General features: G+C 64.5%; 12 protein-coding genes. 11 read left to right on the top strand and 1 reads right to left on the bottom strand.

Translation table 11 applies throughout. From position 1 onward, the window contains the following. The first annotated feature begins 194 nt into the window (after window positions 1-194). The 9 genes from GLR48_RS23975 (at window position 195) to GLR48_RS23935 (ending at window position 12,033) form a co-directional block, all read left to right on the top strand. Window positions 195-974, top strand: a complete 780-nt coding sequence (locus GLR48_RS23975; protein WP_237066550.1) for a pyrroline-5-carboxylate reductase family protein — start codon at window positions 195-197, stop codon at window positions 972-974. A gap of 15 nt (window positions 975-989) precedes the next feature. Further along, window positions 990-2,288 (top strand): glutamate-5-semialdehyde dehydrogenase, encoded by a 1,299-nt coding sequence (locus tag GLR48_RS23970; protein ID WP_336886676.1) that lies wholly within the window; start codon window positions 990-992, stop codon window positions 2,286-2,288. A gap of 148 nt (window positions 2,289-2,436) precedes the next feature. Beyond that, window positions 2,437-4,926, top strand: coding sequence for an excinuclease ABC subunit UvrA (locus GLR48_RS23965; protein WP_237066546.1), 2,490 nt, complete (start codon window positions 2,437-2,439; stop codon window positions 4,924-4,926). A gap of 485 nt (window positions 4,927-5,411) precedes the next feature. Next, window positions 5,412-7,001, top strand: a complete 1,590-nt coding sequence (locus GLR48_RS23960) for an ABC transporter substrate-binding protein (protein WP_237066544.1) — start codon at window positions 5,412-5,414, stop codon at window positions 6,999-7,001. 73 nt (window positions 7,002-7,074) lie between these two features. Next, window positions 7,075-8,184, top strand: coding sequence for a M24 family metallopeptidase (locus tag GLR48_RS23955; RefSeq protein WP_237066543.1), 1,110 nt, complete (start codon window positions 7,075-7,077; stop codon window positions 8,182-8,184). Further along, window positions 8,178-9,185, top strand: a complete 1,008-nt coding sequence (locus GLR48_RS23950; RefSeq protein WP_237066541.1) for an ABC transporter permease subunit — start codon at window positions 8,178-8,180, stop codon at window positions 9,183-9,185. The genes GLR48_RS23955 and GLR48_RS23950 overlap by 7 nt, the downstream gene beginning before the upstream one ends. Window position 9,186: 1 nt before the next feature. Continuing rightward, window positions 9,187-10,092, top strand: coding sequence for an ABC transporter permease subunit (locus GLR48_RS23945; RefSeq protein ID WP_237066538.1), 906 nt, complete (start codon window positions 9,187-9,189; stop codon window positions 10,090-10,092). Between the two features lie 4 nt (window positions 10,093-10,096). After that, window positions 10,097-11,074: an ABC transporter ATP-binding protein gene (locus tag GLR48_RS23940; RefSeq protein WP_237066536.1), complete on the top strand. Its 978-nt coding sequence runs from the start codon at window positions 10,097-10,099 to the stop codon at window positions 11,072-11,074. Beyond that, window positions 11,071-12,033 (top strand): ABC transporter ATP-binding protein, encoded by a 963-nt coding sequence (locus GLR48_RS23935; RefSeq protein ID WP_237066534.1) that lies wholly within the window; start codon window positions 11,071-11,073, stop codon window positions 12,031-12,033. The genes GLR48_RS23940 and GLR48_RS23935 overlap by 4 nt, the downstream gene beginning before the upstream one ends. A gap of 92 nt (window positions 12,034-12,125) precedes the next feature. Here GLR48_RS23935 and GLR48_RS23930 read toward each other — a convergent pair whose 3' ends face one another. After that, window positions 12,126-14,465, bottom strand: coding sequence for a hypothetical protein (locus GLR48_RS23930; protein ID WP_237066532.1), 2,340 nt, complete (start codon window positions 14,463-14,465; stop codon window positions 12,126-12,128). 230 nt (window positions 14,466-14,695) lie between these two features. On the opposite strand from GLR48_RS23930, the gene GLR48_RS23925 reads away from it, so the two are divergent. Continuing rightward, entirely contained in the window at window positions 14,696-15,859 is a 1,164-nt protein-coding gene (locus tag GLR48_RS23925; protein ID WP_237066525.1) for a helix-turn-helix transcriptional regulator, read from the top strand. Window positions 15,860-15,955: 96 nt separating this feature from the next. Further along, window positions 15,956-17,144, top strand: a 1,189-nt coding sequence (locus GLR48_RS23920; protein WP_237066519.1) for a di-heme-cytochrome C peroxidase, incomplete at its 3' end; no start/stop codon positions are given.

The raw sequence follows: 17,144 nt of genomic DNA, 5'->3' as shown, positions 1-17,144 counted from the left end.
CCCATTCAATGATTCGCCGGCTTGTAACATGGACCTGCCCCCCAAGCGCAAACAGGTCGCGGTCCGGGGCCAAGGATCGGCAAGCGCACACCGACCCGGAAACGGGCGTCGCGTCGCGGGGCTGCGAGACGGTGCAAGGCGGCATCGCCACGACCGGACGGTCGATGCGGTCAAAGCGAAAGAAGGAGACGAAGATGAACATACTCTTGATCGGCTGCGGTAAGATGGGTGGTGCGATGTTGCGCCAGTGGACCAGCCACGGCGCACACAGTTTCACCGTCGCTGACCCCGCGGCCAGCGACCTGCCCGACGGCGTGACACATGTGTCAAAAGCGACAGATCTGCCATCCGGGGCCTTCGACGTCGTCCTGATCGCGATCAAGCCGCAGATGATCGCAGATGTGCTGCCGGACTACGTACATTCGCTGAAAGACGGCGGCACCTTCGTGTCGATCGCGGCAGGCGCCAGCGTTGCGTCGCTGGAAAAGGTCGTCGGTGACGCAGCCATCGTGCGCGTCATGCCGAACATGGCCGCCCTTGTCGGGATGGGCGTCTCGGGGCTTTATGCCAACGACCGCTGCACGGCGCAGCAGACGCGAGAGATCACGGACCTGATCGACCAGACCGGCACCTGCATCCCGGTCGACAGCGAAGACCGGATCGACCGCCTGACCGCCGTCAGCGGCAGCGGCCCCGGTTACATCTTCGAGGTGCTGCGCAGCTATGTCGCCGCCGCCGAGGCGCTTGGCTTTGACCATGACACGGCCCGCACGCTGGTCTTCGATACGGTTAGCGGCACGGTCGAGGCCGCCCGCCAGTCCGATCTGACGCTGGAGGAGCTGCGCAACTCCGTCACCAGCAAGAACGGCACGACCCAGGCGGGTCTGACTGCGTTGATGCGCGACGGCGCGCTGGACGATCTGTTTCACAGCACCCTGCAGGCGGCCTACGTCCGCGCGGGTGAACTGAAGTAAGACGTGGCGGTTGGACTGCCACCGAAAGGAGACACAATGAACGACATGAGCACTGAGACGAACCCGGACGTTGCAGCCGTCGTGGCCGACCTTGGCCGCCGCGCCAAGGCCGCGGCCCGCGATCTGTCCATGGCCACGACCGAGGCCCGCAATCTGGCGCTGACCGAAGCGGCCAAGGCGTTACGCGCCCGCACCGCCGATATTCTGGCGGCGAATGCCAAGGATCTGGACAGCATCAGCGACAGCGGCAAGGACGCGGCCTTTGTCGATCGCCTGACGCTGACCGAGGATCGCGTGGCCGGCATGGCCGACGCGCTGGATGCAATCGCGGGGCAGGACGATCCGCTGGGTCGCACGCTTGCGACCTTCGACCGGCCCAACGGGTTGAAGATCGACCGCGTCAGCGTGCCCATCGGCGTGATCGCGATGATCTACGAATCCCGCCCGAACGTCGGGTCCGACGCAGGCGCGCTGTGCATCAAGTCGGGCAACGCCGTCATCCTGCGGGGTGGCTCTGAAAGCCTGCAGTCCTCTCGTGTCATCGTGGCCTGTCTGACGCAGGGACTTGCCGCGGCGGGTCTGCCGCAGGACGCCGTGCAGATGGTCGACACGCGCGACCGCGAGGCGGTCAAGGCGCTGCTGCACAGCACGGACACGGTCGACCTTGTCATTCCACGCGGGGGCAGGGGCCTCGTGTCGCTGGTCCAGCGCGAGGCGCGTGTGCCGACGCTGCTGCACCTCGACGGCAACAACCACACGTATCTGCACGAAAGCGCCGACATCGAAAAGGCCGTCGGCATCGTCCGCAATGCCAAGATGCGCCGGACCGGCATTTGTGGTGCCACGGAATGTGTCGTGATCGACGCCGCGATTGCGGATCAGGTGCTGCCACAGCTGGCGGCGGCCCTGGACGATTGCGAACTGCGTGGTGACGCCGCGGCGCGGCGGATCCTGCCAGAGATGACGGCGGCGACCGATGACGACTGGAACACGGAATACCTGAGCAATATCATGTCGGTGAAGATCGTGGATGATGCGGATGCGGCCATCGCCTTCGTGCAGCAGCATTCGTCCGGTCATACGGATGCCATCGTGGCAGAGGATGTGTCGGTTGCCAGACGCTTCATGGCGGCCATCGATTCAGCGGTCGTGATGCACAACGCCTCCACCCAGTTTTCCGACGGCGGCGAATTCGGCATGGGCGCAGAAATCGGGATCGCGACAGGCAAGATGCACGCCCGCGGACCGGTTGGGGCGGAACAACTGACCAGCTTCAAGTATTTCGTCTACGGCAACGGGCAACAGCGGGACTGATGCCACAGGCTGGCGCCTGCCATCGCTTTCGCCGGCAGGCGCCAGATCAAGCAAGGCTGTCGCTGACGGCCGGAACAGCAAACGAGGTCGTCAGATCACTCAAGGTCCATCAGACAAGGCGCGCATCAGCCCTGAAAACTGTGTGCGGGTGCGGGGCGCGCGTGTCCATAACCTCAAGGACGTCGATATCGATGTGCCGCGCGACGCGCTGGTGGTCTTTACCGGGATCTCTGGCTCTGGCAAATCGTCTCTGGCGTTCGGCACGCTCTTTGCAGAATCCCAGTGGCGGTTTCTGGACTCCGTATCGCCCTACGCCCGGCGCCTGATCGATCAGGTGGGAGAGCCCGATGTGGACAGCATCGAGGGGCTGCCGCCTGCCGTCGCCCTGCAGCAGCAACGGGGTGCACCCTCTGCGCGGTCGTCGGTCGGCAGCGTGACGACGATCTCGAACGGGTTGCGGATGCTCTATTCCCGCGCAGGCGATTATCCGGACGGGCAGGGGATCCTTTACGCGGATGCGTTTTCGCCCAACACCCCTGACGGGGCCTGCCCGCGCTGCCACGGCATCGGGCGCGTGTTCGACGTGACCGAAGACCTGCTGGTCCCCGATCCGACGAAGACGATCCGCGACGGTGCCATCGCCGGCTGGCCGCCCGCCTGGGGCGGGCAGAACCTGCGCGATATCCTGATCTCACTTGGTTATGACATCGACACGCCCTGGCAGGATCTGCCGCGCGAGACCCGCGACTGGATCCTGTTCACCGACGACGCGCCCGAGGTGCCTGTCTATGCCCGGATGACGCCAGAGGAGACGCGAAAGGCCCGCGCGGAGGACCGCTCGCCGACCTACATGGGCACCTTCACCAGTGCGCGGAATTACGTGCTGCATTCCTTTGCCACGACGCAAAGCCTGCGCACGAAAAAGCGCGTGTCCCAGTTCATGGATATCTCTGTCTGTCCGGTCTGCGACGGCAAGAAGCTGAAGCAGGCGTCGCTGTCGGTCACCTTCGAAGGCTTCGATATCGGACAAATCTCGCGGTTGACGCTGCAGGATCTGGCCGCCTTGCTGCGCAAGCGGGCGGACCGCGGCCCGGTGATGGATGACCAAGCGCCAGAAAAGACCATCGTGGCGCAGCGCATCACGCGCGATATCATGGTCCGCGTGGCCGCACTGACCCGCCTTGGCCTTGGCTATCTGTCGCTGGACCGCAATACCGCGACCCTGTCGCCGGGAGAGATGCAGCGCCTGCGGCTGGCGACGCAAATCCGGTCGCAGTTGTTCGGCGTGGTCTACGTGCTGGACGAACCCTCGGCGGGGCTGCACCCGTCCGATACGCAGGCGCTGCTGGGTGCCCTGGATGACCTGAAGGGCGCCGGCAATTCCCTGTTCGTGGTGGAACACGACGTCAATGTCATCCGCCATGCGGACTGGATCGTGGACATCGGCCCGGATGCGGGAACAGAAGGTGGCACGGTCGTTTACAGCGGCCCGGTCGATGGGCTGAAGGAGGTGCAGACCTCTCGGACCGCGCAGCATCTGTTCGACGATCCGCAGGGTGGCGACCGCACGCCCAGACGGCCAACGGGCTGGCTGCGTCTGGCAGGCGTCACACGCAATAACCTGCAGGACGTCGATATCGACCTGCCGCTGGGGGTGCTGGCGACGGTGACGGGCGTGTCCGGGTCGGGCAAGTCCAGTCTGGTCAGTCAGGCCTTGGTGGAGTTCGTCGGGACCGCCCTGGGGCAAAAGCCCGCGACTGAGACCCCTGACAATGAGCCGGAGTTGCTGGAGCAGGAGTTCGATACCCCGACTGGCGGGCATATCCTCGACGGCATGCAGCATGTCCGGCGTCTGGTCGTGGTGGATCAGAAACCCATCGGCCGCACCCCGCGGTCCAATCTGGCAACCTACACGGGCCTCTTCGACCAAGTGCGCAAGCTCTTCGCTGCAACGGGTGAAGCGCGCGCCAGAGGCTACGACGCCGGTCGCTTTTCCTTCAACGTGGCCAAGGGCCGCTGCCCGCATTGCGAAGGCGCCGGTTTCGTCAGCGTCGAATTGCTGTTCCTGCCCAGCGTCTATGCGCCGTGCCCGGTCTGTCGCGGCCAGCGCTACAACGACGAAACGCTGGAGATCCGCTACCGCGACAGGACCATTGCAGAGGTGCTGGATCTGACGGTGGACCGGGCAGAGGATGTCTTTGCGGACGATCCCGCGATTTCAAGGGCGATCGCGGCGCTGCGGCAGGTCGGCCTTGGCTATCTGCGCTTGGGTCAACCGGCCACGGAATTGTCGGGCGGAGAGGCGCAGCGGATCAAACTGGCGACAGAGCTGCAACGCGCGCAGCGCAGCGACACGCTGTATGTTCTGGACGAACCGACGACCGGGCTGCATCCGGCCGACGTGACCTTGTTGCTGGCGCAACTCGACCGGCTGGTCGCGGCCGGGAATTCCGTCATCATGGTCGAACACAGCATGCTTGTGGCGCGGCACAGCGACTGGATCGTCGATATCGGCCCCGGTGCCGGTGACGACGGCGGCAGGATCGTGGCCCAGGGTCCGCCGTCCGACGTCGCCCGGTCCACCGCCAGCAAAACCGCGCCGTTCCTGTTTCCGACGGTGCACAGGGTGCGCGGTTGACCGGGTAGGGGCAATCCGACCGTCCAGTCCTGCGGTCCGAGGATGGCCAGAACGGGATGCCCCCGATCCCGGACCGGTCAGGTCCACCGGGCGTTCCACGCACATTCCAAACTGACCAAAGGGCAACGCGATCTTTGTCTTGACGACGGTTTCTTATTCTCACAGCTTGGCTGAAACGATGATCTGGTCTGGCCTCTGGGGGGATAGTCTGGCCGCCTGACGCCACCACCGACACTTCGGGGTCTCGCATGCGGCCGCACCGGATGTCGTTTGTTCTGAACCTGTCGCCCGGCTGCGCGTCCAACCATGAGCGTCATGTTGGGGCAAAGTTCATCCACATTATCGAGGGCGAGATATTGCAGACGGTCGAAGAGCGCAGATATGCGAAGGGGCAGGGGGCATCTTTCCGATGCAGCCCTAGTCACACAAGTTGCGGTCGGATCAGCTGGCCCTGAACAAAAAACGAAACCAACGGGAGATACAAAATGTCCATTCGAACGTCCATAGTCACCGGCCTGCTGCTGGCCACGGTGGGGGTCGCCGCCTCTGCCCAGTCGCTCGTCTATTGCTCGGAGGGGTCACCCGAAGGGTTCGATCCGGCGCTTTATACCGCCGGCACGACCTTTGACGCATCCAGCCACCCGATCTATGACCACCTGACAGAGTTCAAGGTCGGCACCACCGAAGTGCTGCCCGGTCTGGCCGAAAGCTGGGAGGTGTCCGAGGACGGCATGACCGTCACGTTCAAACTGCGTCAGGGCGTCAAATTCCACGCCAACGACCAGTTCACGCCGACCCGCGATTTCAACGCCGACGACGTGATCTTTACCTTCGACCGTCAGGGCAACCCGGACAACCCCTACAACAGCTACTCCGGCGGCACGTGGGAATATTATGGGTCCATGTCGATGCCCGATCTGGTGGGCAGCATCGAAAAGGTCGACGACTATACGGTCACGTTCAACCTGACCCGCCCCGAGGCGCCCTTTATCGCGAACATGGCGATGGATTTCGCGTCGATCGTGTCGAAGGAATACGCCGACGCGATGATGGAAGCCGGCACGCCGGAAATGCTGAACCAAGCGCCGATCGGCACCGGCCCGTTCAAGTTTCAGGCCTACCAGAAGGACGCCGTCATCCGCTATCTGCGCAATGACGACTATTATGGCGACAAGGCAAAGGTCGAAAGCCTGATCTTCGCGATCACGCCCGACGCCTCGGTCCGGTATCAGAAGGTGCAGGCCGGTGAGTGCCATATCATGGCCTATCCGAACCCCGCCGACGTGCAGGCGATGAAGGACAGCCCCGACGTCGTCGTGATGGAACAGGAAGGCCTGAACGTCGGCTATCTGGCCTACAACACGAACGTGGCCCCCTTCGACAATGCAAAAGTCCGCAAGGCGCTGAACATGGCGATCGACAAGCAGTCGATCATCGACGTGGTGTTCCAGGGTTCCGGCCAGATCGCCAAGAACCCGATTCCGCCGACCATGTGGTCCTACAACGACGGGATCGAGGATGATCAATACGACCCCGAGGCCGCGAAGGCGATGCTGGAGGCCGAAGGCGTCACGGACCTGTCGATGAAGATCTGGGCGATGCCGGTGCAGCGTCCCTACAACCCGAATGCCCGCCGCATGGCCGAGCTGATGCAGGACGACCTGTCCAAGGTCGGCGTCAAGGTCGAGATCGTGTCCTACGAGTGGGGCGAGTATTTGGAACGCTCCAAGGCGGCTGACCGCGACGGAGCCGTACTGCTGGGTTGGACCGGCGACAACGGTGATCCCGACAACTTCCTCGCCGTGCTGCTGGGCTGCGATGCGGTCGGCAACTCGAACCGCGCCAACTGGTGCAACGAAGACTTCGACAAGCTGATCCAGGATGCGAAGGTTCTGCCGACGCAGGAAGAGCGTGCGCCGCTGTACGAACAGGCACAGCAGATCTTCAAGGATCAGGCGCCCTGGGACACGATCGCGCATTCGGTCGTCTACATGACCATGCGTCCCGAGGTCGAAGGCTATGTCGTGCACCCGCTGGGTGGCCACATCTTCAACGCGGTCGGCCTGAAAGAGTGATCTGACGCACCGACCATCCGGGGCGGCACCGTGGTGTGCCGCCCCGTCCTGTTTCAAAGACGGATATCCTGACGTGACCCAAACCCTTGCCCATCGCTTGGCAGAGTATGCCGCCGTTGCCGCCGACCTGAAGGTCGATGCCGTGGCGCTGGTCCCCGGTCCCAATTTCATGCGCGCCGTGCGGCACGGGTTCGGCAGCCACGAACGCCCGCTGGTGCTGGTCATTCCCGCGGACGGCCCCGCCGCCGCGGTCGTGTCGAACCTCGAACTCGGCAGCTGGGATCTGGTCGGGTTCGACGGTGCGGTCTTCGACTGGCGCGATCAGGACGGCTATGCCCGCGCCTTTGACGACCTGATGCGACACCTGTCCATTTCGTCCGTCGCGGTCGAGGGGCAGGTGATGCGCGTCTTTGTCCACCACGCGATGCTGGCAGCACAGCCCGACCTGAAAATCGTCGATGCGGAACGCGAGATTTCCGCCTTGCGCATGATCAAGACCGCCGACGATCTGTCCGCACTGCAGCGGGCCATCGACATGTCCGAACGGGCCCTGACGCGGACGCTTGCGACCGTCCGGCTGGGGCAGAGCGAAAAGCAGATCGAACAGACCCTCGTGCAGATGCTGTTCGACGAAGGCGCCGACGACCTGTCGTTCCCGCCCATCGTGGCCGCCGGTGACGGATCGGCGCGGCCCCACGCCCACGCCCGTGCCGACTATCGCGTCAAGGCCGGTGACGCGTTGCTGCTGGACTTCGGCGCGCGCTGCGACGGGTTCTGCGCTGACATCACCCGCACGGTATTTCTGGACCATGTCACCGCCGAGGGCCGCGCGGTCTATGACACCGTGCTGCGGGCCAATCTGGCGGGGCTGGCCATCACCCGCGCCGGCGTCACCGCCCACGCCATCGACGACGCCGTGATTTCCGTGCTCGAATCGTCGCCCTTCGCCGACCGTATCCGCACCAAGACCGGCCACGGTCTGGGACGCGACGTGCACGAGGCGCCCTACATCATGCGTGGGAACCACATGGTTTTGCCGGCGGGAACGGTCTATACGAATGAACCCGGCCTGTATCAGATCGGCAATTTTGGCGTCCGGATTGAGGATGACGTGCTGATCACGGAAGACGGATACGAGACGCTGACCCATTTTCCGAAGGACCTGACGGTGCTGACATGCTGAACTACGTCCTCAGCCGGCTGCTGACGTTCATTCCCACGTTCATCGGGGTCACGCTGATATCCTTCGGCTTTATCCGTGCGCTGCCGGGCGATCCGATCACCGTGATGGCGGGCGAACGCGGCGTGTCAGCTGAGCGTTATGCTGAGCTGAAGGTGCAGTATGGGTTCGACCAGCCGATCTATGTCCAGTTCTGGGATTACCTGACCGGCGTGCTGCACGGCGATCTGGGCACGTCCTTCGTGACGAAGCGCCCGGTCTGGGACGAATTCTTTGCCCTGTTCCCCGCAACTTTGGAACTGTCGGTCTGTGCGATGATCTTTGCCCTGTTGCTGGGTCTGCCGGCGGGCGTCATCGCCGCCGTGAACCGGGGCAAGTTCTTTGACCGCGCGCTGATGTCGACGGCACTGGTGGGATATTCGATGCCGATCTTCTGGTGGGCGCTGCTGCTGATCATCGTCTTTTCGGGCAATCTGGGCTGGACGCCGGTGTCGGGCCGGATCGACCTTCTGTATTATTTCCCCGACGCCACCGGTTTCATGCTGATCGACAGTCTGGCGTCCGGGCAAAGCGGCGCGTTCAAGTCCGCTGTCCTGCACCTGATCCTGCCGACCATCGTGCTGGGGACCATTCCGCTGGCCGTCATCGCGCGCCAGACCCGGTCGGCCATGCTGGAGGTGCTGGGCGAGGATTACATCCGCACCGCCCGCGCCAAGGGCATGTCGCCGGGGCGCATCAACGGCATCCACGCCCTGCGCAACGCCATGATCCCGGTCATCACCGTCATCGGCCTCAGCGTCGGCACGCTGCTGGCGGGTGCCATCCTGACCGAGACGATCTTCAGCTGGCCGGGCATCGGCAAGTGGATGGTCGACAGCATCTTCCGGCGCGATTACCCGGTGGTGCAGGGCGGTCTGCTGCTGATCGCCGTCATGGTGATGATCGTCAACCTGACCGTCGACATGCTCTACGGCGTCATCAACCCCAAGATCAGGAAACGCTGAGATGGATGACACACTCTCCTCCGAAGCCGAAATGGTCCACGAACGCCCGGGCCGGCTGCGCGAGTTCTGGTTCTATTTCAGAGAGAACCGCGGCGCCGTCATCGGCCTGTCGATCTTTGTTGTCTTCGCGATCCTCGCCGTGTTCGGCCCGTGGATCGCACCGCATAGCGCGACCGAGCAGTTCCGCAGCGACACGCTGGTGCCGCCCGTCTGGCAGGAGGGCGGCAAGTGGACATACATCCTTGGTACCGACCCGCTGGGGCGGGACATGCTGTCGCGCCTGATCGTCGGCGCGCGGTTTTCGTTCTTTGTCGGGATCGTGGTCGTCACCGTCGCCGCCACCGGGGGCATCCTGATCGGCCTGCTGGCCGGCTTTGCGCCCAAGTGGCTGGACAGCATCATCATGCGGGTGATGGACATCATCCTTGCGTTCCCGTCGCTGCTGCTGGCCCTTGTGCTGGTCGCGATCCTCGGGCCGTCGCTGACCAACGCGATGATCGCCATCGCGATCGTGCTGCAGCCGCATTACGTCCGCCTGACCCGCGCCAGCGTCATGTCGGAACGGCAGAAGGACTACGTCACCTCGGCCCGCGTGGCTGGCGCGGGGTTATGGCGGCTGATGTTCGTGACCGTGCTGCCGAACTGCCTCGCCCCGATCATCGTGCAGGCGGCGCTGTCGTTCTCGACGGCGATCCTTGACGCGGCAGCGCTTGGCTTTCTGGGGATGGGGGCGCAGCCGCCCACGCCCGAATGGGGCACCATGCTGGCCGAAGCGCGCGAGTTCATCCTGCGCGCGTGGTGGGTCGTGACGTTTCCGGGCATCGCCATCCTGGTGACCGTGCTGGCGATCAACCTGATGGGGGACGGCCTGCGCGACGCCCTCGACCCCAAACTGAAACGGAGCTGAGCCCATGGCATTGCTGCGCATCCGCAACCTTACCGTCGAATTCGCCACCGCCTCCGGCGGGTTCCGGGCGGTCGACAGCGTCGATCAGGACGTCGACACCGGCGAGATTTTGGCCGTCGTCGGCGAAAGCGGGTCGGGCAAGTCGGTGTCCATGCTGGCCGTGATGGGCCTGCTGCCCTGGACCGCCAAGGTCACGGCGGACGAGATTACCTTTGACGGCCACGACTTGCTGCGCATCGACAACCGCGCCCGCCGCCGTATCATCGGCAAGGACCTTGCGATGATCTTTCAGGAACCGATGTCGTCGCTGAACCCCTGCTTTACCGTCGGCTGGCAGATCAAGGAGGCGCTGCGCTTTCATCTGGGGATGGACCGGCGCGCGCGTCACGCCCGCGCGGTCGAACTGTTCGAGCAGGTCGGCATTCCCGACCCTGAAAAGCGGCTTTCGGCCTTTCCGCACCAGTTGTCCGGCGGGATGAACCAGCGTGTGATGATCGCCATGGCCATTGCCTGCAAGCCCAAGTTGCTGATCGCGGACGAGCCGACGACAGCACTCGACGTGACCATTCAGGCGCAGATCCTTGATCTGCTGGCGTCCCTGCGCGACGAGACGGGGATGGGTCTGGTGCTGATCACCCACGACATGGGCGTGGTGGCCGAAACCGCCGAACGGGTCAGCGTGCAATACGCGGGCCAGAAGGTCGAGGAACAGCCCGTCGTCGACCTGTTTGCCACCCCGCACCACCCCTATACGGCAGCCCTGCTGGACGCGCTGCCCGAACGCGCGACCGCGCGCCTGCTGCCGACCATTCCCGGCGTCGTGCCGGGACAGTTCGACCGTCCCGCCGGCTGCCTGTTCTCGCCCCGGTGCAAGTTTGCCGATGCGCGCTGCAAGTCCACACCGCCGCCGGCGCTGGGGCCGGACGTGGGATATGCGCGCTGCTTCTACCCGCTCTACACCGACGAAAGGATTGCATCATGACCGATACCCCGGTGATGCAGGCCACCGCGCTGGAGCGGCATTACGACGTCAGCGGCGGTTTTATGAAGAAGTCCCGCGTGCTCAAGGCCGTGGGTGGGCTCGATTTTCAGGTGGTGCCCGGCAAGACGCTGGCCGTCGTGGGCGAAAGCGGCTGCGGCAAATCCACCCTTGCGCGGATGGTCGCGATGATCGAGGAGCCGACGAAGGGTGCGCTGACGCTCGACGGCAAGGATGTGGTGCCGGAAAACTGGGCCGAGCTGCGCAAGGACGTGCAGATCGTGTTTCAGGACCCCTACGGGTCGCTGAACCCGCGGCAACGGATCGGCACGATCCTGATGGAACCGCTGGTCATCAATACGACGCTGTCGCGCGCCGAACGCGAGGCCAAGGCCCGCGACATGCTGAAGCTTGTCGGGTTGCGGCCCGAACATTTCGACCGCTACCCACACATGTTCTCGGGCGGTCAGCGGCAACGGATCGCGGTCGCCCGTGCGCTGATGCTCGATCCCAAGGTGCTGGTGCTGGACGAGCCTGTCTCGGCCCTCGACCTGTCGATCCAGAGCGCGATCCTGAACCTGCTGCTGGGCCTGCAGGAACGGCTGCAACTGGCCTATCTGTTCATCAGCCACGATCTGGGCGTGGTGCGGCACGTGGCCGACGAGCTGATCGTAATGTACCTAGGCCGTGCGGTGGAAAAGGGTCCGAAGGACGCGCTGTTCGCCGCGCCCAAGCATCCCTATACCGTGGCCCTTCTGTCCGCGACGCCGCAGGCCGACCCGACGAAGGCAAAGATCCGCATCAAGCTGGAAGGGGAATTGCCCTCGCCCCTGTCCGTGCCCGACGGCTGTCCCTTTGCGCCGCGCTGCTGGAAGGCCCAACCCAAATGCCGCGCGGAGCGGCCCGAGCTGGGCACCGGCACGCATACTGCGGCCTGCTTCTTCCCCGAGAACGAAGGGTAGGGCCTGCGATCTCGGGCGGTCGGTGTGCCGCTTTGAACGCGGATAGACGCCTCCGTGCAGCAGATGACCCGGCTGAACGCGTCCCCCGTCGTTCAGCTGTCCGCGGCGGGCGTGGCCCGGGTCCACCACGCACGCGCCGCGTTGCGGATGGCCGTGTCACGCGCCTTGCCGTCGGGCATCGTGGTCCAGGGGGGCGTGTCATCGCCTTTCGGCCAGACCAGCACACGGGCATCGTCGGTGTCGTATCCGCCGGTCTGTTGTCCGTGATAGGTGCCGCCGGACCCTGCCACCATGATGCGGTCGCCATCAAAGGACGTGAACCGCATCGAGACGGGTTCGCGGTAAGTCAGCATCTGCTCTTGCAGCATGCCCACGGCGATGCGCTCGCCCAGCCGCAGCGATTCATAATAGTCGGTGTAGTAATGCACCCCGGCAAAGTCGCGTCCGACCGCGATATTCGCCGCCAGCTTGTCGATCTCTCCCTGCAGGGTCAGGTCCGGGAAATCGGCCGGTTCCAGCGCCGAGCCGTCCGCGTTCGTGCGGAATGCGCCGGATATCGCGTGGGCCGGGTTGCCGATTTCGGTCATCTTCAGCTCTGGCGCGAACAGCGCCGTTCCCATGTGGATCATCTGTGTCAGGGATTGACCTGCCTCTGACCGGTACAGGTTTCGCTGATCGACGCCGAACATCTCGAAGAAAGCCTTGAGGATGGTCGTGCAGGCCCCTGCAACGGTCGCGTGGCCCGCGCCATAGCTGCCGTGCACCGGCGAGCCTTCGGGGAAGGCCATCGGCAGCAACCAGTTTTCGGCATCGTCAAGCCAGTCGAACGCCGGATCGTCGGCAGGACGATTCTGCGTCAGGGTCCCGGCATTGGCCGTCTGCAGCGCGGTCCAGAGGGCCGTTGACCCTTTCAAAGCGTCTCGCATCGCATCCAGACGCGGCCAGACATTGGCTGGCTTGCTGTGCCCGTCGGCACCCGTCCAGGCGTCGGGCCGGTGCGTCGTGGCACTGGCCAGCGTCAGCGCGCCGGCAATCGCCTCTGGCCGGGCGCGCAGGTGGATCAGGAATTTCTGTCGCCGGACAGCCTTAAGCGCGCGGGTCGCTACCTCTGTCAGCAAGGTCAGCACATGCGGGCCGCCGAAACTGGCAAAGGCGCCCCGGGTCGGGTGACCGTCGCCTTCGGGCAGCCCGGCATCGAAGGCCGCCCCCTGTCCCAGCAGGATCAGGCAGGCGTTCAGATAGGCCTGATACAGCGCGTCGTAATGCACATAGGTGGCAAGATCGCGGGGTGTGTGAATAAAGCGGGCCTTGCCCTGTGCGCCATCCAGCAGGAAAGACGCGCGCGACCGGGTGTCGCGTCCGTTCTGCACGTCGAGCCAGTCGATCCAGTTCTGCATCCAGTCCACACCTTCGGCGTGCGGCACGATCTTTTGCGGGATGATCTGCTGGCCATAGAGGATCACGCCCCGGCCATGTCCATCGCCGGGCAGGGTCAAGGCGACTGTCCCTGTGCCCGACGCGTCGACGGCGCCCCGGGCATCCTGCGCCGACAAAAATTTCGGCGAGACGGTTTCCGAGCGCTGCGGGGCAGGGGCGGCGGGCGCGGCAAAGGCATTGGGTGCGGTGGGGGCTCTCTCGACATTGCCGATCAGCAGAAACTGCGAGATGTAGGGGCCGGTCCGCGCCCCGGCCGTCGATCCCCGGAACAGGGTTTGCCGCGTCAGGGGACTGCCGTCGCCGGTCCGGGCCTGCTGACGCGCTTTTTCACGGGATGACAATGCCGCACCACCCGGCGCCGTCGCGCTGCCATCGAACCACGGCAAGGCATTCAAGGCGTCGACGGCGGCGTCAACCGTCAAGCCGGATGGCCCCGCCTGTGTGCCGGATGCGCCGGATTCGAAGGCATTGAAGGGCACATCGCGCAGCAGCGCCATGGCGTAAAGCTCTGCCATTTCCGCCGTCAGTTCGTCAGAGCCGACCTGGGGTGCCGGTGGCATTGCGAAGTCGTTGGCGTCCGGTCCTTCCAGATCAAAGCAATGACCGGCCAGGGGCGATTCAAGGGTCCGGGCCGTTTCTGCGGCATGGGCGCCGGCGCCGCGGTAGCCGCCCGTGTGCAGCGTCACATCGAAGGCCGCCCGGCGTTGCGACGTATAGGTGCCGGGAAAGGGGGCAAAGACATCGTGACTGTCGGTCTGGCCGAGTGCGCGGATCAATTTGCCGTAAGCTGCACCGTCCACCATACCGTCGGCATCGTGGGGCAGGCTTTTGCAAAAGGTGCCGACCGGTGGCGTCAGGTGCTCTGCCTCGCCGTTGCTTTCGACGGCAGGCGGTGCCGGCGCTCTCTCGAACGCGATGTCGGCGGCTTCTTTCCGGATCTGGCGCGCGATGTTTTTCCTGCTTTCGCCAAAGGGTCTGGGGTCTGGGGATGTCATGGCCATGTCCTTCTGGTTGGGTCGCGGCCCCTTGCCGCTGCAGCAGGTTACGCAGCGCTCACGGCGCCTCGCCTCCCCCGGCTGGGGGATACCGGAGGCCAATCTTGATTTAAGTTTACCTTACGTTAACATCATGCCGAGAATCGTCCCTTTGACATCTGCCTTGCCTCTGCGTGACGCGCGGACGACGGACCTGTGTTGCAAAGCCGGACTTCAGGATCACGGTGGGCATGCAGATCATGACGCAGGGCGACACGTCTCTTATTCTGGATATCTACGACACAGTGCTGGACACGGCGCGCTGGCCGCAGGTTCTGGACAGGATCGCCGCCAGCCTGGGGGCCAGAGGCTGCATGATCTTCGAACTGACGCCCGGCACGGGGTCGGACAGGATACTGACCGCGCCCTTCATCTCGGAGAAATATGACCGCACGCTGGTCGACGATTACCTGCGCACCTTCAGCACGATCGAGATCGAAGATCAGGACGTGTTTGCCCGGTTTTCCGCAACCGGCGACGGTATCGACGTCATTGGCGATCACATGCTGGCTGCGGATCACGCGACACTTGCGGCGCGTCCGAACGCGCGGGCGATGGCGGATTACGGCATCCGCTATCGCGCGGGCGCGCTTCTGAGCAAGGACGATCCGCGGCGCGACCGGTTCAGTGTGCAGTTTTCGGAACGCCACGGCCCTTTCACCGCCGAAGATGCTGCGAAATTGCAATGGATCCTGCCCCATGTGGCCAAGGCCTGTGCGCTGGCCCGGCCGGTGTCACAACTGGCGGAAATGAACAGCGGGTTGGCAGAGGCGCTGGACCGGTTTCGCATCGGCGTCTGCCTGCTGCGCGCCGACGGGCAGATCGTGATGGAAAACGCGGAATTCGAACGCCAGCGGACAGAGGCCGGTGTCTTTCGCCGCTTGCGCGACGGGCGGCTGGAGATGTGCGCGGCGGCGGATCGGGCCTGGCTTGCGGACCTGATGGGATCTGCACATTGTCACGGCCGGTTCGGGGCCCGGCCCCGCAAGGAGGCGCTGGGAAGCCGGTCCTGTCGCGCTGGCAGGCTATCGGTGGAGCTTGCCCCGATCACGTCAGCGGATGCCTTTGGCGAACGGCGGCTGGACGGTTTCGCGCTTTACAGTCTGGATACGGGGCGGCCGATTGACTTGGATATCGGGCTGGTTGCCCAGACCTTGTCCTTTACCGCGTCCGAAACAGCCCTTGTCGGCCTTCTGGCCGAAGGGCTGACCAATCGCGAAATTGCGCAGCGGCGGAACAGGTCCGTCGAAACCGTCAAAACGCAGGTCACGTCACTGCTGAGCAAGGCGGATTGCGTCAACCGGACCCAATTCATCCGACTCGTGTCGAACATGGGCGCAAAATTCCTGCAGTAATCCCCCATCCGGGGGAGGCAGGCCACGGCAGAACGATCAAGGATCATCTTACCCAGACCGCAAGCAGACATAAGAGTGACGGAAAGGTTCAACGGCATGATTTATCCAAATTCATTGAAAACGGCCCTTCTCGCTGTCGTCTTGGCGGGTATTTCGGCGGTCTGGGGCCCCGGTGTCAGCGCGCAGACACCGCACACGGCCTGCAGCGCAGGCGGCGTGACCTGTCTTGACCAAGGCTGGGACGACACGCAGCGGTCGTGGTGGTATTCGACATCGCAGGGCTCGCGGCTTTTACCGCTGTCCTGGGCGCTGTCTCTCAAGACGGAAGACGGGCGCGATGCCATGTTCGGCCCCGCGAACCTGTCCCGTCTGGGCTACCTGTCCAATCCGGTGTCGCGCGACAATCCGCACGGCCTGCCGGTCGGCTTTGTCGTCGACGAGGATCGTGGGCGGGGCGCAGATCTGATGTGTGACACCTTTCCCGAAACCTGCCTGTCGCGGACCATGCGCACGCCATGGATCGGGCTGAACTGCGCCGCCTGCCACACCGCAGAGATCGCCTATGCCGGCACCGTGATGCGGATCGACGGCGCACCGGCGAATGCCGATTTTGACAGTCTGGTGTCGGGGACAGAGGCCGCGTTGCGGGCCACGCGCGACGCGCCCGACCGCTGGGCGCAGTTCGCGCGGGCCGTTCTGGGCAGCGACGATGCGGACGCGATCTTGTCCCTGCGCACCCAGGTGGACGAGCAGATCGACTGGATGGCCCGCCTGTCTGCGTTCAACGCGTCCCACGTGATCGCTGGTCCGGCCCGGCTGGATGCGCAGGGCCACATCCTGGCCAAGGTCGCGGCCATCAACGGGGCGCCCGATGCGGTCCCGGTGATCCGGTCGGACGCGCCGGCCAGTTATCCATTTATCTGGAACACCCATCAGCAGGAAAAGCTGCAGTGGAACGGCATTGCCGACGCCGTGCAGACGATCCGCATTCTGGGTCACGACACCGGCGTTGGCGCCCTGATCCGCAACACCTCTGAAGTCATTGGCGTGTTCGCGCATGTCGAGGCGGACCGGGGCTGGGCCGCCCTTGGTTACGACAGCAGCGTGCGCGTGACCGCGATGGTCAATCTGGAACGGCAGCTGGCGCGCCTGAATTCTCCGCTTTGGCCAGAGGCTTTGCTGGGACCGATCGACACGGACCTTGCCGCGCAGGGTGCTGAGATTTTCGACCGGTCCTGCGCCAGTTGTCATGCGCCGCTTGGGCACGGTGATCTGACAACGCCGG

The organism is Loktanella sp. M215, from assembly GCF_021735925.1.
In the GTDB taxonomy this organism is placed as follows: domain Bacteria; phylum Pseudomonadota; class Alphaproteobacteria; order Rhodobacterales; family Rhodobacteraceae; genus Loktanella.
The sequence above is the reverse complement of the archived record's forward strand: the minus strand, read 5'-3'. Positions and strand labels throughout refer to the sequence as shown.